We start from the raw sequence: 18,052 nt of genomic DNA on the forward strand, positions 1-18,052 counted from the left end.
GATTTAGTAGTAACCTAGATCTGTTTTTTTATTTATTCTGTCTCATTTTGCCAATAGAACCTATTAATAATAAATTGCTCCTATCTTTACCCAAAAGAAAACTACTTTTAGACTAGGATTTAATAAATGTGCAATTATTGGTTCTATAACTCTTGCCAATTAAGATAAATCCCTACATGTTTCCACTTGTTATACTTATCATAAATTGATTTTCATTCTCTTGAACTGTTGCATTATAATCCTCCTTCTCTTGATTCGTATCCGTCTCCTAAGTTGTGCATGCAAACAAACTTAAAACGAACAGAATGACAAACATTTTTTTCAACACAAGCTTTGCACAATATGTAGGTGGTGACTATTTAAGTCGAGCACCCCCCTATTAGTTCATGAAAATACTTCCTCCATTTCTCTTTAATCATACTACTCTAATTTTCTATTTCCAAAAAACCCTTATACTCGTTTTTCCATAAAGGGGTATCTTTTCCTGTGCCCATATCCTCATGAAATGAAGTGGAATACATGATAATATGAAATCGTATCAAAGGGAATACACCCTTTCAATTTAAAAAGGAGGTTGAATGATCCTATGGAAGTAAAAGTGAAACGCAGAACTGGCTTTATGGGAGCTGCATCAAAAGTTGTTTTACTCGTAGATGAAAAAGAAGAAACAAAACTGAAAAACAACGAAGAATATAACGTTACGTCAAATAAAAATAGCATTACACTTAAGGCAAAGCAAATGTTTTTCGGCAGTAATGCGTTAGAAGCAAAAAATGGGGACAATGTAGAATTAAAAATAAATCCAATTTGTCTACTACTTTATGTTGTATCATTTGTCCTTTTATTTATCGCCGTCTTCAACGACGGACGTGAAATCAAACTCCTTTTTTTAGCTGGAGCATTAATATTGCTTATTATTACCTCCATTTTTTCAGTTAAATCATGGTTTGTTTTAAAATAAACTTTCCATCATTTTTCTGCCATCACATAACACATCGGTATGGTATAATGTAGATAAAGTCCCTCTATATTAGGGGGGTATTTGGCAAAAAGGAGTACCGTATATGATTGAAGTGTATACTGATGGCGCATCCAACGGCAATCCAGGAGTTAGTGGAGCTGGAATTTATATAAAAGCAAATGGAAAAATGGATGAATATTCTTTATCCCTTGGAATGATGTCAAACCATGAGGCAGAGTTTTATGCTGTTATCAAGGCGTTAGAGATTTGTGACAAACAGTTTCCAGGTGAAATCTTATCCTTTCAATCTGATTCACAAGTAGTGGTCGATACAATTGATAAAAATTTCACCAAAAATAAAGTTTTTCAACCTTTACTTGCACAAATTATGGAGAAAGCGCACTCTTTTCCTTATTTTTTTATTAAATGGATTCCGAGTAAACATAATGTTCATGCCGATCAATTAGCTAAAAAAGCAATTAGGATGCAACTAAATCATTGCACTTCCTAATTGCTTTTTTACGCCAATTATAAACCAAAATTCATTTGATTAATCTTTTAATAGCTTCTCTAGTTCCTTTTCGGTTTGGTTAAAATTTGGTTCATTCCTTAAGCCTTCAAATGCTTCTTTATTAGCAAATTTTCGTTGATCTTGGATGGAAGAATCAATAATATCATAAATATCTTGCCTATCAAATGAACCATCATGTGGCCAAAATAGTATTTTGTAATGGTAAACTTCATCTGTCCAAGTAAAGAGAAAAGTGTCATTATCTTTATCTTTATATTCTGTCACTGTTGTTTTGGCGGCTGTCTCTTTTTCACCTTCAAGATCATAATAGTCTTCTGGTATGTTTACCTCTTTGTCAACCACTGTAAAATGAATATAGCCTAATCCCTTCGGTTCGTAGCTAACTTCTAGTTCCATATACGCTTCACTTGAATCCCAAAAACCAATTCTTACAGATTCTACGTTTGTATAATCCTCACTTAATGTCGGAAACTTCACTTGATCTAAATCGATCGTAATACGATTGTACAATGGGTCATACGCACCATCGGCCTCTGTTTTTAATGATTCGGTCATCCGTTCCATTATTTCTAAATTGTCTGTTTCTTCTTCTGCAGCGACCGTGATATTATATGAAACATCATCGTGTAAAGCTCGCATTTCATAATGATCACTATCCCAATCCGTATTTCTAACTCCATAAAAACCTTTCAACTCATCATGTTCGATTTCTTTATCAACCTCAAAGTTCTCATTCATACTATTAAATATTTCCTTATTAGAAACTGGTTGCCTATCATAAAACATCATAATTAAGTTCCCATATGACCCATAAGAAGCACTATAATATAAATCACCTTCTGGAAGATAATAATTAATACCCATATGACCTATCTTATAATCGTCTGTAATAAAACCGGGCTTTAAAATCTCTTTCTGTTTTTCCATCGCTGTTTCTATTACTTTTCGTTCGTCAAGCGGATTTTTTTGATCAATTAGTTGATTATTAATTTCTCCCTCTTTGCTAAGAGAATCATGCAATGCTTCAAACACTCCCGTAATGTAGCTACAGCCTGACAGCAACATACTAACCAAGATAAGACAAACAATTCTTTTCATTCTATATATCTCCCTACTCAAAAAAATAAATTAAGAGTCCGAATAAACCGTATCAAAATAAACAATCACACACAAGAGCCTAAAGTTGCAAGGGCAGATAATTGATCTAAGACTTTTTAATGAAAAAAATCGATTTTACCTCTTGAAATTTGTACTGTAAATATAAAAAAGAAACTGCTCAGTTTGAACAGCTTCTAAAAAAAGATATGTTGGAATTATGTCTAAAAACTAGAGTCATTAATAATTGTTATGTAAACAGCTAAAGAAAAAGATAACCGCTCTATTCTTTTACAGTATTAACCTGCTTCATCGGGGCAACAATAACAATTTACATGAACCTAATGTAGTACTTACCTAAATAATTTTATAGTAGCCCCTTTGTTTATTTTTTTAGAACACCCAATTCATAGCCGCGTCTCCCTATCGGTCAATTTTTATTACACTTTTCGTCGGCGTAAGATAGTCTTGTTCCTTCATGGAAAAATCGGATTGCAAACGATCTATTTCGACATAGTAAATTGCTTCTCCTTCATTCAAAAATACAAGTAAATAAATATCGTCTCGATAGTCAATATTGCTTGGATCCTTAAACCCCTTTATTTGCTCTTCGATACTTTCTTGAGGTGTGTAGGGCGTTATTAGAAATGCTTTTTCCCAAGTAAAATCGGTTAACATCGCTATGTCTATCTCACTATTTTGTGAGTCTTTGACAACCGAATAGATAGCCTCTTCTAATTCCTTATGTTGCTGAGTGTGTTGACTACACCCCCTTAACAATAAAATAGATAAAATGACAATCATAATTCTGTTCAAATCAAAACCACCTTTGTGGTATTACTATACTAACTAGGTAATCCTATTTATCATGTTATCATTTTTTAACTAATAGATTAAATCCATCTCACCAATATTAATGTAGTGAGATATTTTTTTGTTTTAATAACGGAAAACAATTTCATCATTCATTATTTCAGTTAAAAATCCGAACAACGGATTAGTTACTAGTTTCCACTCTAGATGGTCGCTTTTTAGCGGATCACCGTTAATCCAACTCCTAAGCTAAAGCCCTACTAGTCTTACATGTGCCTTTCCTGAGGTCACTGAAAAACATATTTTGGAAATTATTTTCCCCACTTTGATCCTAAAATCGAATGAAAAACGGCATCCATTCCCCACTTTCATAAGGAATTTCACATGAATTTTGGGAATGGATTTGCATACGTTAAAAAATAGTGGACTTTTTCAGTGGCCTACCTTTCCTCCCACAGGAGTCGACCACCTAGAGTGAAAGCTTAGATAAAAGTTACAATACGCGAATAGTAAGTTTTTTCAGTGTCTAATGTTCGGATTTATTCTTGGAATTAACATGTATGAAATTGACCCAATTTCATAAGTCATCTTCATTCAAATCCATTTATCCCTACTCACTAAGGACCAAATATTGGTATCGTTAGTGAATTACTAACAATATCCTCTCAAAACCTTGTCAGTTCAACGTTTTATTTATAATTCAGTAAAAACTGCTTTTCAGACATCCCCAATATTTTTCGCACTTCTTAATAAAATTTGCGCACTTACCTTCTTTTTTCCGCACTTCATATGAAATTTACGCACTTGCTCTCTTTTTTCCGCACTTCATATAAAATTTACGCACTTACCCTCTTTTTTTCCGCACTTCAAGAAAAATTTACGCACTTATTTTCGGTATCTACCATATATGTGTAAATTTCAACCTACTCTGCGCTTCTCTTTTTCATTAGAAAGGTTTGCTGTACCTTTTCCACTCTATTACTCTCTAATTCTTCCTAATATTTATGAACCTTGTACATAAAATATAGAGACAACCATTAAATCAAGGTGGTGAATGGAAACCTATTAAAACTTTCAAGGAGGAAGATCAATGAGTAACATCATTTTAATTGAATTTATTGTTTATTTTATTGTCATCATTGGAATTGCTTATATGACGAGTCGGACAAAGTTAAATCACGCGATATTCATTTTAGGAGGGAAAAAGCTTCCGGGTTGGGCACTTGCTTTTTCAGAGCGGGCAACAGGAGAATCCGCCTGGCTTTTGTTAGGATTTACGGGGTTTGTGTTTGCAACGGGGCTTGCTGGCATTTGGGTTGCTATCGGAATCACTTCGGGAATTATCTTCTCTTGGTTAGTATTAGCACGAAGGTTTCGGGAAGAAGCAGATAAATATAATATATTAACACTTCCCGATTATTTAGCTGTTAAATTTTCTCAAAAAGCAGATTTTATTAGATGGGTTACGACGATCCTAATTGCTAGTTTTTTCATGTTTTATGTTGGAGCTCAATTAGCTGGTGCTGGAAAATTATTTCTAACTACGTTTGATATAAATGAATCGACAGGCATCGTTATTGCAACGGTCGTCATAATGGCAACAGCATTTTTTGGGGGTTTTTTATCCGTCGTCTGGACAGATATGATACAAAGTATGATGATGCTACTAACGTTAGTCGTGCTTCCCATCGTTGCATTTATCTATCTTAGTACAAATGATCTATCGATTGCGACCTCATTAGGAACAGCAGGAGAAGGTTTCGATTCTTGGTTGGGTGGTGTCACTGGATTTTCCATTGGAGTATTATTTTTTAATAACTTCTCATGGTTTTTTGGTTATTTAGGAGGGCAACCACAGTTAAGTGCACGGTTTATGGCTTTAAAGAATGACCAAGAAGCAAAACAAGGAATTACCGTGGCAATCATTTGGACATTCCTTGCTTATACCGGTGCTTTTCTTATCGGTATTGCTGCCATTGCGATGTATCAACAAGGAACATTTACTGATGTTGAGACTGTTTTACCACATATGATTTTAGATTTGATGCCACCATGGATAGCTGGTATATTACTAGCCGGAATTATGGCGGCAATTATTACGACTGCTAATTCCCAACTAATGGTCGTGACAAGTTCAGTCAGTGAAGACATTATTCATAAAACACTTGGCATGAAATTAAAAGATAAACAGTTAGTAACGATTTCGCGATTCACTATACTTGGTGTTGGCCTAATCGGTATGGCAATTGCTCTAACATCAACATCGTTATTGTATTTAGTTGTCAGTTGGGCATGGGCCGGAGTCGGTGGAACTTTATCTCCTGCAATTCTCATGACTTTCTTTTGGAGACGTTATTCAAGCGCCGGCCTAATTGCAACGATTGTATCAGGATTTATCTTTACATTATTATGGATTAGCACTCCACTAGATGAAATCATTACATCACGGTTTTCCACCTTTTTTATCGCCCTCCTCTTTGGAATCGCCTTTAGCCTCATCGTACCTGATAAAAAGAAAGGGTCGAATTAAATAGGAAAAAGAAGTAATCGCTAAGCAGCAGATGCGATTACTTCTTTATTTGACGGAGAAGATGCAAGCTCTATTAATTAGCTATTTACATAAAAGCATCTTTCTTTTTCGGAACTTGCTGTAAACCTTGTGCAAGCATATTAAAGGTAAAAATCGTAAAAGTCATCGCAAAAGCTGGCCAAAATGCAATCCAAATTGGTCCACGAATATCCATAAAAGCATTCGCCAACAACATCGGCCAAGAATAGGAAATATTCTCAATTTCAAATTGTGCTGGATCGACCTGCACTAATGCTTGCGAAATAAAAATGCCAATAAATCCTAGTTGACCGAGCAAAAACATTACTTTGCCCAAATCAGAAATAATATAAACAATCATTCTCTCATATAGAAAAGGTAAATAATATGACTTGAGCATTTTAAATGGTCCGGCACCAATTGCAAGTCCACTAAGCATATATTCCTTGCCAGCCAGCACATCAAAATCTCCCTTCATTGTATGTGCCACCCTACCAGCTTCCACTAATGCGATAATGACAATCATCCAAAAGGGACGTGCATCTGTTAGTAGCACAGGAGGCAAAATAGCCAGCATGACAACGATTACAATCGTAGGTACATAGGAAAAAAACGCGTTCAAACTTTTAATTAGTGTATCCATTCCTAACACCCTTTTATGAGCTAGAAAAGAGAGTGGTATTGCAACAGCATAACGAATAATCGTCACAAGAAGTACGATTAGTAGTGTTTCCCTAGCTCCCATTACAATTAAACTGAGCATGTCCCTACCTTTTCGATCCGTACCAAACCAATACTCACTAGAAGGCTCAAATGGTGGGGCAAATATAGCCCCATCGATTCGCCTATAATCTTCCTGTTTCAGCTCTGCATCAACGAATGGTAAATATTCACCAAATAATGCCGCTACAAGCAAAACCATTAACATGACGAACCCACAGTAAAGTAACAAGTTTTTTCTGATAAATCGTGTAATTTTAATCATATACCATCCACATCCTTAGGCATGACCCGTCCCCGCGCAAATTGAGATACCATCACAACTAGATACATTAAGAGCAGAAATGGGATGAAAAATAAAACTGCTCGGACAGATTCATAGGCAAAAATACTTTCTAACAATTGATAGCCTGCTCCATTATAATTGGATAATTTTTCAATGATCGGTAGACTCGATAAAATATAAAGCATCACCATATGGGACTGATTCACAATGGTTGCCCAAGCGTTCCAAAATATATGAGCGAGAACTTGCCGTCTGTTCATCCCTTTCGCAAACGCTGTACGGACATACTCCTCCCCTACTTCGTTTTCCATGGAAACTGCTGTCATCTTCACCATATGAAATAATGGATAGATCGTTAAGGAAACACATGGGATGATAAAACTGTACCAATCTTCATTATTGTATAAATTAAAACTAGGAAAGCCATGAATCATCGCTAAAATAAATATGTATTGTACCGTAATAAATAGGAAAAAATCAGGAATAGAGGCTAACATCCAAGATAAGAAAGAAAAAATACGACCTCGTCTCTTATTTCTAATATAAAATAACCATATACCTAAAGCTGTTCCAATTGTCGTGGACAGTAAAAATGCTGGAATAACTATTTTTAAACTACGCAGCAAAAACCTTACTAACTCTTCCGTAAATGGCACACCACCTGGCGTTGTCCCAAACCCTTTTTCCTCTTTAAAATAAGTAAGAAATTCATTGATATTTTCCTTATATAACGCCATTGTAAAAGGATAGTCTGCTTCAAATTTCAATCCACCGAGACTATGTATTTCCATTTCTTTTGGAAGTAACAAAATTAAAATAAATACAACCATTACTAAAAAGAAAATAACTGTATTTCTAGTAACCTTCCATACCATTAGCATCCCCCCTGCAACTTTTTTCCAAGTTATGACAATATTAGCGTAAAGGAGATAATGTGTCAAATTGTTCTAAATTTAATGTAGTAAAGCTGGAAAGTAAACCGATATAATAAGTTGCGTAATGTAAGGGGTGGGTAAAATCTTTTATTCAAAACTCAATATCACCTCATCTTTGGGAGACTAATTTTTTACAACATAATCTGCCTTTAAACAAGGACTACACTTTTCTTGATCATATTCCTCAGCGGGAAAATAGCGTTTTTCATATTTTTCTAAAATTTTCGCATGATTTCCAATATAGGTATCCCTAGCCAGAACCCTTTGCAACCGCTTCTCCTTTGACACGTCTATATAAATCACAAAGTCAAAGTATGCCCTTAGTTCCAAACGCTGAATAAATACTCCTTCTACTAAAACAATCGTATCATTATCAATGAAAATAGTTTCTTTTTTATATGTATCGTGCTCTTTATCGTACAGTTCTATGGCTTGATTTATTTTTTTACCCATTTTAATCGGAGTAAAAATTTGGTCAATGACACACTGATAACGCCACTGATCGTTGTAATAACATGACCATTCGGGAGCATTTGCATGATACCGAATACGTTTAGGGTGGATAAAATCGTCCATATGTAGGAGAACAGTAGAGAATCCTTCCGCTTCTAAATTTTTTTTAAGTTCTTGTGAATAAGATGTTTTAGCAGCTCCTCCAAGTCCATCAATTCCAATTAAGAGGGGATTACGTTTATTAGTACTGTGCAGGTTGATCATTCGTTCTACAATATTTTTCATCATGTTGATCTCCTTCATCTATTTTTAATGTACAGCATTGTAATGATATGTAAACTTTTCGGAAAATCTCTAACAGTGAAGGGATCTAAATCACTATTTTTCCACTTCTTTAAGTAGTTTTTGATCAATTAAATAGATGATCATTCAGTATAATCGAGTATGTACTCAAGGTATTCCCCAGCCAACCACTATTCCATTAGATTTTTCCCTACAATTCATTCGTAGTTCTATTCCCGCTTCTAACTAAAAAAAGGTGCCTCTCTTTATCAAGATTAGCACCTTCAAGTTTACATTCATCCTTTATGAAAATAACTCCTTTAATCGAACCCAGAACCCTTTTTTTCCCTCTACTGGTTCTTTCGTTGTTTCAGATTCTTCGGATTTAATGCTCTCTGTTTTCATCACAAATTGTACAGAATTCACTTTACCGTTTTCAGTAGAAACAAAAGATACGGCTTCAAAATCGGATTTATCATATTCGGCAATCATCTGGCCGATTTCCTTTGTTATTTGTTCCGGTAAATCGCTAGTAGACTGTTGCAATCTCATTGTTCCATTGTGAAGTTCAGTGGCACCATTTTCTAATTCCTTCGTTCCATCCGCCAATTCTCCGATTCCATTGTGCAACTCCCCATAAGAGTTAGACAATTGGCTCACTCCCCCAGTATATGCCACCAAGCCAGTATGAAATGTATGATAGTTGGTAGACAGCAACTTGATTCCTTCTTGGAATTGGGCAAAACCTTCTGAAACGTCCATATCTCCTAATGAAGAAGAAAGTTCATTTACCATCGTATCAACGTTATCAGCCATTTCATGCAACGAACTAATTACACCATCCAATGTAGTACCGACTGCGTCGAAAGCTTGCTTTACTTGGGTGTAAGTCCCTTTCGCAGTTTGGGCAGCAGTATACGTTTGAACTAATTGATCGACGATTTGTGGATCTGCCCCATTTTTATATAAATCTTGGATTTCTTTTTCCGTCATGTCATAAGTAGGAATAGCTTGCATCGAATCATCCAATGCATTGTAGGCATCCACGTAATTTTTATTTAACGTAGCTAAACCGGCAGCCGCTTCTCTTAATCCACTCGAAAGTGAAGATAGTCCATCTGTTAATTGTTTCCCTTCACTTATATCTATCTCTCCTATATCATCAAGCGAGCTACTTAGCTTTTCAAGTGCTTGATTCATTTCCTTAGAGCCATCCACCAGTTCAGAGGAAGCTTCGTCAAGTTCAGAAATCCCATCATTGAATTTACTAGAACCGTCTTCTAAGGCTACGACACCATTATTTATTTCATTAATCCCATTTTTTAGTTCTCCGACCACTGCATTTATGTCCGCCATAGCATCTTGCAACGTTTTCATGTCACCCGTCATCTCATCTGTATCCGGTGTATCAATGTTAAACGATGAAGGAACACCCGTAATATCGATGCCATCTAACTCAAAATCAACTACATCTGCTTCCACAACAAGTTCTTCTTCATTTTGAGGCATAACCGTAAAAGTCACTTGCTTATTCTTGCCAGCATTTGCGATCATTCCATCTTCTGCCTTCAATTTTGTAAAAAGATTTGTATCAAAAGAAAGTGAGATTTGTAAGACATAGTTTTCAAAAAATACGGAATCAGCCTTCTCATTAGCAGTAGTTTCAATGTGAATTTTTACTTGCCCGTCTTTTCCAGCCAACTCCTCGGGAGAAATTTCTTTCCCATCCAAGTAATAAAAAATGGATATATCCCAAGGCAAAGCTCCTTCATTCATATTTCCTTGGTAATAATATTTCCCCTCTTCTGCGGTAAATTGTACTTGATTCCCCACCTGTTCAATCTCCGTTAAATCGGTTAAGTTTTTCAAGCTAGAATAAGTACCATGATCAATCATTTTTCCTGCTTTTGTCACATCAAATGCGTTTACAACATAAATCTCTTGCTTTTCACCTTGAGCCGTTAATGTTGCATAGACGACCTCATCTTTAGCAGTAAATTTCCCATCCCCATCAACTTCTTCCGATTTGCTTGCCGTTGTAGAGGCTGGTATAAGAAATGAGGGTAACAGTAAAATAACGGCTACGAAAACAAGTATTATTTTTTTCATTCTCCTCATCATCATTTCCCCTTTAGAAAACTTGAATTATCGTCCAGTGTTTGGCGAAAGCCTTAGTTGTACTTTACGAGCATAAACCTTTATAGTGGGATGGGCAAGCGTAGTTCCTCCCCGGCGCACTATTAGCCAGTTAACAGTAGGAAGATTCATCTTATCCTATCTGCGGTAAAAATTTGCTCTCCAAGTCGTTTTTTCGATTACCTTATCAAATACTAATAACATAGCTGGTAGAAAGAACAGAACGTTAATAAAAGCAAGTAATGCTCCTCGACCAAGCAATAATCCGATTGCCCCAACAATTGGGTTTGATGATGTGAGCCATAAAATAAACCCAACACTCGATAAGATAGAGGCAGAAACCGCAATCGAGAATGTTTTTTCGTCAATTGTTTTCTTCATTGCTTTTAATGCCGGCATTTCTTTTCGATTTTCTTTATACGCTTCCGTCAGAAGAATAGCATAATCAACTGTTGCAGCCAACTGTACCGTACTGATAATTAAGTATCCTATATAGACTAAGGAAGAATTGGTAAAGTAAGGTACTGATAAATTAATCCACACCGCCGACTGAATCGTCAACAAAAGGATTACTGGATAGGAAACCGATTTAAACGTGAAAAGTAGGACTAGTGCAATTGTGATAACAGTAAGCAGATTCACGAATGTGTTGTCTTTTTGAACAACATTTTTCATGTCATACAAAGTCACGCTTTCTCCAAGCGAATAGAAATCATTTCCATAATAACTTTCTGCTGTTTGTTGAACTTTTTCAATAAAGCCAAACGCTACTTCTCCCTCAAGATCCGTGTTCGTATGAAGAATAATGCGACTATAATTTTCCGAATAAAATTGTTCAGTTACTGATTCATCTAGATACTCTGGAGGAATAACTGTACTAACCGTATTCACATAAGCAAGTACACTCGTCACATGTTCCATGCTCTCTAAATCTTGCACTAATTTTTCTTCATTCGCAATATCTCCTTTTGGAACTAGTAAAACTATTTGCGTATTCTTACCAAATTCCTCGTCAATCTTAAGCGTATCATTACCAACACGTGTTGATTCTGGTTGTTCACCAAAGCCATAGGTGAAATCAGTCTGCCCTTGCGCTAAAAATGCTGGTGCGATAAGTAGCAAGACAAAAATCATACTAGGGACTTTAAATCTGACAACTCTTTTGCCGATCTTTTTAAAACTTGGAATAAATGGTTTGTGTTTTGTTTTATCAATCCATTTATGAAACGTGATTGTTAATGCTGGTAAAAATACCATGACACTAATAAAACTTAATAAAATCCCTTTTACTAGATTCAACCCCAAATCGGAACCAATCTCGAAGCTCATAAAAGACAGGGCCATAAATCCAAAGAAAGTTGTCGATGCACTGGCAATAATAGCAGGAAAAGACCTTTTCATCGCAAGGCGCATTGCTTCTTTTGGTTCCGCTATTTTCTCTCTATAATCCGAAAAACTATGAAGCAGAAAAATGGCATAATCTAGTGAAACAGCAAGCTGTAAAATCGGTGCTACTGATTGTGTGACGAACGATATTTCACCAAGAAATATATTTGTTCCTAAATTGATTAATACAGATACACCGATAGCTGCTAGGAAAAATACTGGTTCAACCCAAGAGCTTGTAGATAGAACGAGGATGATAATAATAACCGGTATAAGTAAAGCTGCCGCATACATCGTCTCTGTAAAAGTCATTTTTTGTTGCGTCGCAGTATTTAACGCCTCACCTGACATGGCATTTTCTTCACCAATAAGATCATAGATCGCATCCGTAATCTCCATTTCATCGCCAGAGCGAATACTAAAAGAGAATAAGGCTTGATTGTTTTTATAAAAAGTTTCTACTGTATCTTTATCTGCCATTTCGATCGGCGTTTTAATATCGATGACATCGTCCAACCAAGTAACATCCGTTATCCCATCTATCGAAGCAAGCGCTTCTTTGATAACAAGTGCTTCTTGTATCGTCACATCATGAATCATTACTCGTGTATTTGGAACTGAACCATCAAATTCCTGATCCATGACATCCATTGCTTTCGTAGATGGTGCATCATCTGGCAAGTAATCTACCATGTTATAGTTTACAGAGACTGCAAACTGAAGGGCAGTACTGATTACTGCAAGAATTAAAAAAATACCCACTATCGGCTTTTTATGTTTAATAATTCGTGCCGCTATATCTATTGCCATTCACCCCTCTTGCATAAAAAAGTGTAAGCACTCTTGCAGGCTGCATTTGCCACGTCGTTAAACTACACTTACTCGTTCCAACAAAAACTATTGTGGCAACGTCCGTTTTTAGTCGTCCTTCCAGTACAGTGTTAACTTAACGTACGAAGACTAAAAGAAGTCAGACTAGTCGATGAGTGTTGGAGCTAGACAAATCAAAACGCTCACTTTATCATTATATAAACACAGTGTTGGTTTTACAACAAACAGTTTTGCAACGAACGTACAATACCCAACAGAACAGTTCATTGTGTTGGAAAACGTAGAAACTTTTAGGAGGGATTCTGATTACTACTGAAAAATTAGATCGTCGAAAAAAATATACGCAGATGGTTTTAAAGGAAGGCCTAATGAAATTACTGAAAGAAAAACAAATTTCAACCATTACGGTGAAAGAAATATGTGAACTCGCTGATATTAATCGTTCCACTTTCTATGCACATTATTCCGATTTGTTTGACCTCCTTGAGCAAATCGAAGAAGAGCTTATTGAGGATATGAGCATGTACTTAAGCGCTTTTAAATTTGATCAAGAAGAAAATGCTTTAGAGATGACGGAAAAATTGATTGAATACTTCGCTTCCAAGAAAGAGGAATGCCAAACGCTTCTCAACGAAAATAGCGACTCTTCCTTTGAAAAGAAAGTAAGTATTGTCACTCGTCGTTTTATCATGCAAAATTGGTTGGAAGTAAAACATCTTGATGAAGATATCTCCGAGTATTTGAGTGCGTTCATCATTAGTGGCAGTATACAAGTGATGAAGGTCTGGTTGAATAGCGGAATGGATAAATCACCAAAAGAAATGGCAGGTATGATAACAAACATCGTTAATAAAGGACTTTGGGGATTGAAGATAAAGGAGTAAGAGGTTCCGTTTTTAAGCTTGACGTTTATTCTGTGTGCATCGGTCTTCATTAAAGTGTGCTGTCGGGCATCATTATTCGATTGTATTGCTTTGATTACGTAGTCTGTTATGAACCTAGGTTACCCTTGATTCAAACATAAACACTAATGACGCCGCATAATAATCTGAATATTACCTTGATTAAAAATAATTAGAATGATATATTGATATTGTAGTTGAATTGGAGGGAGGAATTGAATAAATGAGGTTAATAGTAAGGTTGGCACTAGGTATTGTTGTTGGAATTATTATTGGCTTAATTGCGCCTGAATTCCTTTCTAGAATCATCGTAACCTTTAAGGACATTTTTGGCCAGTTTCTCGGTTTCACCATCCCATTAATTATTATTTTTTTCATCGCTAGTGGGATTGCAAGTTTCGGTAAACACTCTGGAAAAATGCTCGGTTTAACTTCAGCATTAGCCTACTCATCAACCATACTTGCTGGCACTTTAGCTTATATTGTTGCTTTTATGTTCATTCCAAGACTCATCGGTGTAAGTGGTGGTGAAGTGAAGGAAGCTGCTGGATTTGAATCTTATTTTGAGTTAACGATTGATCCAATTACTGGAGTAATGACGGCATTGGTACTTGCTTTTGTATTTGGTATAGGTATGACAAGAATGAAGAGTCCAACATTAACATCCTTTTTTGATGAAGGAAAAGACATAACCGAAAGATTGATTTGGAAGATTATTATCCCAATTTTACCTTTTTATATCGCGAGTATATTTGCAGAACTCGCTGCTGATGGAACCGTATTCGAGACTTTAAAGGCGTTTGGGTTAGTGCTTGTCATGGCCGTGATTGTTCATTGGATATGGCTCATCGTATTATACATAATAGCAGGAAGTTTAACTGGAAGAAATCCTTTTACCGCTTTGAAAAATATGCTCCCAGCCTATTTTACAGGTCTAGGTACAATGTCAAGCGCGGCCACTATACCGGTCACGGTTAGACAGACAAAAGAAAATAATGTAAGTAAAGGATTAGCAGATTCCGCAGTTCCATTATGTGCTACCATTCATTTGTCTGGTAGTACCATAACACTTGTCCTATGTTCTGTCGCCGTCATGGTCCTCTCAAATGATCTATCTATGCCTACTTTTGGTATGATGTTACCTTTTATTTTAATGTTAGGCTTCATTATGATCGCCGCACCTGGCGTACCAGGAGGAGCAGTGATGGCTGCATTAGGTTTATTAGGCACAATGCTCGGTTTTGATGAAACGGCTTTAGGTTTGATGATCGGCTTATACATGGCGCAAGATAGTTTTGGTACCGCAACAAATGTAACTGGAGATGGTGCCATCGCTTTAGTAGTTGATAAGCTTATAAAATAATAATAATATGCCTTTCGTTGTTTCTAAAGTAAATAACCTTAAGGTAAAAAGGTGATTAAGGCCATTTTAAGTAGATAACATAAATAACCATCCTTGCGCTAAAAACAATAGGATGGTTATTTCTATTTGTAGGCTATATTAACTCCGTCGTTACTTTCTTTTTTAGACAAAAAGAAGAATCCTCCCGGAATTTATCGTTGGTCAGCCGCTCTTTATTCAATAAAGGATTAGCTATTTTCCATTTTGTATCGCCATTCGAACAAACTTACTTGCTAATTTTTCTACTCTGTCATAATGATCATCTTTAGCCGGATAAGTAATATCACTTCCTACCCCAACTAACGTAGCACCTGCATCTAACCAAGTATTCAAATTGTCTAAACTTATACCACCAGTAGGCATTATCTGTATATAAGGTAACGGTCCTTTAATATTCTGAATAATAGATGGTGAAAATAATTGACCAGGAAATAACTTAATAATAGTAACACCGTATTCAATCGCATGAATCATTTCGTTTATCGTCATACATCCCGGTAAATAAGGGATACAATATCTGTTACATAGTTTTGCGGTTTCAACATCAAAGTGTGGACTCACAATAAAGTCTGCGCCTGACAAAATTGCTAATCTAGCAGTTTCACTGTCTAACACTGTACCGGCTCCAACAACAACTGAATCATACTTTTCTCTTATTTTCTCCAATAAGTGGTGAGCTTTTGGTACTGTAAAAGTAATTTCAAGGGATTTTACCCCACCATTTACACATGCTGCTACAATTTTTTCAGCTTGCTCAATCGTATCTCCCCGAATAACAACTGTTATCTTACTTTCGTTTAGTTTTTTTAAAATATTGTAAGATTTCATTATTCCCTCTCCTTTTATACACCTGAATAAGCAGAGAATCCTCCATCTACAGGAATGACAACACCATTCACAAAGCTTGATGCGTGATGATGTACTAACCAAAATAATGTTCCTATTAACTCTTCCGGTTCACCAAATCGTTCCATTGGTGTTTTAGCTATAATTTTCAGTGCGCGGTCACTATAATTACCATTTTCTTCAACTAATAAAGTTTTATTTTGTTCAGTTAAAAAGAAACCTGGAGCGATCGCATTAACACGAATACCTACTTTAGAAAAATAGACAGCTAGCCATTGAGTAAAATTACTTATGGCAGCTTTCGCCCCACTGTACGCTGGTATTTTTGTTAACGGTTGAAATGCGTTCATAGAGGAGATATTAATAATCGTCGCATCTGACATGTTGACCATATCTTTTGCAAAAACTTGAGTTGGTAATAATGTACCTAGAAAATTTAAATTAAACAGGTGTTCTATCGAATTTTGTTCAAGCTCAAAAAATGTTTTTTGCATATCGTTCTCTAGATCGTCTACGACTAATCGTTCATTTGTAGTCGTTGCTCCGGAGTTATTTCCGCCTGCACCGTTAATTAATATCGTACACAGTCCTATTTCTTTTTTGATTTCTCTATGTACTTGTTCTAACTGACTTTTATTTAATACGTCTACACTATACCCAAAAGCTTGTCCACCCTCTAAATAAATCTCTTCTACAACACGCTCTATTTTTTCCTTATTTCGTGCTAAAATAACCACCTTAGCACCTGCTTTAGCGAGGGCTTTACAAATTATTGAGCCTAAAACCCCACTTCCGCCAGTTACTACTGCAACTTTACTATGTAAGTCTACATTAAATGGCAATTTCACTTATTACCCTCCTGACGATATTTCACCGTATCAATTATTCCATTCAAATAAGTAACTCCTAATGCTCTATCGTATAGTCCGTATCCCGGCCTTCCTTCTTCTCCCCAAATCATTCTTCCATGATCAGGACGAATCGGACCATGGAAGCCAATTTCAATTAACTTACTTATCACTCCTACCATATCAATAGATCCATCTCTAGCTAGATGTGATGTTTCTTGAAATGACTTTTTACCAATCCATTTAATATTTCGAGCGTGAACAAAATGTATACGATTTTTTGCAACTTCAATGATATCTAGTAAATTATTTTCAGGGTTAGCTCCATAAGAACCTGTACAAAATGTGATACCATTATGAATACTATGAACCGTTTCTAAAATATACTCCACAGATTCCTTATCTTTTACAACTCGAGGTAATCCAAATATGGACCACGGTGGATCGTCTGGATGAATAGCTAAGTATACATCTTCTTCCTCGGCTACAGGAATAACTTCTTGTAAAAAGTAAATTAAATTTTCCATTAATTTTTTTTCTGAAATATCTTGATAAGCATCGATAATATTGCGCAATTCACTTGCTTGATAAGATATATCCCAACCTGGCAATGTTAATTCGCCACTTAATGGATCGATATTTTTTACTTTTTCCTCATCATATAATAATGAATTAGATCCATCTGCTAAAGGAGCATCTAACTGTGACCTTGTCCAATCAAAAACCGGCATGAAGTTGTAACAGACTTTATTTATCCCGGCTTTCGACAGATTTCTGATTGTTTCTTGATAGTTTTTAATCCATTTATCTCTGTTATCTAGCCCCATTTTAATATCTTCATGAACTGGAACACTTTCAATAATACTTAACTTAAATCCACTCTCTTCAATAATTGTTTTTAACTCCATAATTCTTTCATACGGCCACACATCGCCTACAGGTATATCATAAATAGCCGAGACAATACCTGTCATTCCTGGTATTTGCTTTATCTTATCTAGCGTTACGGGATCATCCATACCATACCAACGAAAGCTCATTTCCATATAAATCTACCTTTCATCTTTTACAATCTT

General features: G+C 35.9%; 15 protein-coding genes. 5 read left to right on the plus strand and 10 right to left on the minus strand.

From position 1 onward, the window contains the following. Nucleotides 1–586 precede the first annotated feature (586 nt). Together DFR56_RS03660 and DFR56_RS03665 are read left to right on the plus strand one after the other, a co-directional pair. A complete protein-coding gene (locus DFR56_RS03660; protein WP_110394080.1) occupies nt 587–961 on the plus strand; it encodes a hypothetical protein in 375 nt (124 codons plus the stop codon). 103 nt (nt 962–1,064) lie between these two features. Beyond that, complete coding sequence (locus DFR56_RS03665) at nt 1,065–1,472, plus strand: ribonuclease HI family protein (protein WP_110394081.1); 408 nt, start codon at nt 1,065–1,067, stop codon at nt 1,470–1,472. Between the two features lie 39 nt (nt 1,473–1,511). On the opposite strand, the gene DFR56_RS03670 is transcribed toward DFR56_RS03665, so the two are convergent. Both DFR56_RS03670 and DFR56_RS03675 read right to left on the minus strand, forming a co-directional pair. After that, nucleotides 1,512–2,591, minus strand: coding sequence for a hypothetical protein (locus DFR56_RS03670; RefSeq protein ID WP_110394082.1), 1,080 nt, complete (start codon nt 2,589–2,591; stop codon nt 1,512–1,514). A gap of 420 nt (nt 2,592–3,011) precedes the next feature. Beyond that, on the minus strand, nt 3,012–3,404 hold the full coding sequence (locus DFR56_RS03675) for a hypothetical protein (protein WP_110394083.1): 393 nt from the start codon (nt 3,402–3,404) through the stop codon (nt 3,012–3,014). A 1,087-nt stretch (nt 3,405–4,491) separates the two neighbouring features. Between DFR56_RS03675 and DFR56_RS03680 the strand changes: the two genes are divergently transcribed. Further along, complete coding sequence (locus DFR56_RS03680) at nt 4,492–5,931, plus strand: sodium/proline symporter (RefSeq protein WP_110394084.1); 1,440 nt, start codon at nt 4,492–4,494, stop codon at nt 5,929–5,931. 85 nt (nt 5,932–6,016) lie between these two features. On the opposite strand, the gene DFR56_RS03685 is transcribed toward DFR56_RS03680, so the two are convergent. The 5 genes from DFR56_RS03685 to DFR56_RS03705 form a co-directional block, all read right to left on the minus strand. Further along, nucleotides 6,017–6,934 (minus strand): ABC transporter permease, encoded by a 918-nt coding sequence (locus DFR56_RS03685; RefSeq protein WP_242694464.1) that lies wholly within the window; start codon nt 6,932–6,934, stop codon nt 6,017–6,019. Then, nucleotides 6,931–7,830 carry an ABC transporter permease subunit gene (locus DFR56_RS03690; protein ID WP_158525491.1) on the minus strand — a complete coding sequence of 300 codons (900 nt, stop codon included), beginning with the start codon at nt 7,828–7,830 and terminating at the stop codon, nt 6,931–6,933. Before DFR56_RS03690 ends, DFR56_RS03685 begins: the two co-directional genes overlap by 4 nt. 183 nt (nt 7,831–8,013) lie before the next feature. Then, nucleotides 8,014–8,628, minus strand: a complete 615-nt coding sequence (locus DFR56_RS03695) for a nucleoside/nucleotide kinase family protein (protein WP_244916419.1) — start codon at nt 8,626–8,628, stop codon at nt 8,014–8,016. A gap of 300 nt (nt 8,629–8,928) precedes the next feature. Next, complete coding sequence (locus DFR56_RS03700; protein WP_110394086.1) at nt 8,929–10,743, minus strand: YhgE/Pip domain-containing protein; 1,815 nt, start codon at nt 10,741–10,743, stop codon at nt 8,929–8,931. Nucleotides 10,744–10,899: 156 nt separating this feature from the next. Then, nucleotides 10,900–12,957: an efflux RND transporter permease subunit gene (locus DFR56_RS03705; protein ID WP_110394087.1), complete on the minus strand. Its 2,058-nt coding sequence runs from the start codon at nt 12,955–12,957 to the stop codon at nt 10,900–10,902. A gap of 389 nt (nt 12,958–13,346) precedes the next feature. On the opposite strand from DFR56_RS03705, the gene DFR56_RS03710 reads away from it, so the two are divergent. Further along, nucleotides 13,347–13,862, plus strand: a complete 516-nt coding sequence (locus DFR56_RS03710; RefSeq protein ID WP_244916420.1) for a TetR/AcrR family transcriptional regulator — start codon at nt 13,347–13,349, stop codon at nt 13,860–13,862. A gap of 241 nt (nt 13,863–14,103) precedes the next feature. Continuing rightward, complete coding sequence (locus DFR56_RS03715) at nt 14,104–15,243, plus strand: dicarboxylate/amino acid:cation symporter (RefSeq protein WP_110394089.1); 1,140 nt, start codon at nt 14,104–14,106, stop codon at nt 15,241–15,243. A 231-nt stretch (nt 15,244–15,474) separates the two neighbouring features. On the opposite strand, the gene DFR56_RS03720 is transcribed toward DFR56_RS03715, so the two are convergent. The 3 genes from DFR56_RS03720 to uxuA are packed head-to-tail and all read right to left on the minus strand — an operon-like array spanning nt 15,475 to nt 18,022. After that, nucleotides 15,475–16,110 carry a bifunctional 2-keto-4-hydroxyglutarate aldolase/2-keto-3-deoxy-6-phosphogluconate aldolase gene (locus DFR56_RS03720; protein WP_110394090.1) on the minus strand — a complete coding sequence of 212 codons (636 nt, stop codon included), beginning with the start codon at nt 16,108–16,110 and terminating at the stop codon, nt 15,475–15,477. Between the two features lie 14 nt (nt 16,111–16,124). Continuing rightward, nucleotides 16,125–16,976, minus strand: coding sequence for an SDR family oxidoreductase (locus tag DFR56_RS03725; RefSeq protein WP_110394091.1), 852 nt, complete (start codon nt 16,974–16,976; stop codon nt 16,125–16,127). Then, complete coding sequence (uxuA, locus tag DFR56_RS03730; RefSeq protein ID WP_110394092.1) at nt 16,973–18,022, minus strand: mannonate dehydratase; 1,050 nt, start codon at nt 18,020–18,022, stop codon at nt 16,973–16,975. Before uxuA ends, DFR56_RS03725 begins: the two co-directional genes overlap by 4 nt. Nucleotides 18,023–18,052 lie beyond the last annotated feature (30 nt).

It is taken from the genome of Pseudogracilibacillus auburnensis, assembly GCF_003201975.1.
In the GTDB taxonomy this organism is placed as follows: domain Bacteria; phylum Bacillota; class Bacilli; order Bacillales; family Amphibacillaceae; genus Pseudogracilibacillus; species Pseudogracilibacillus auburnensis.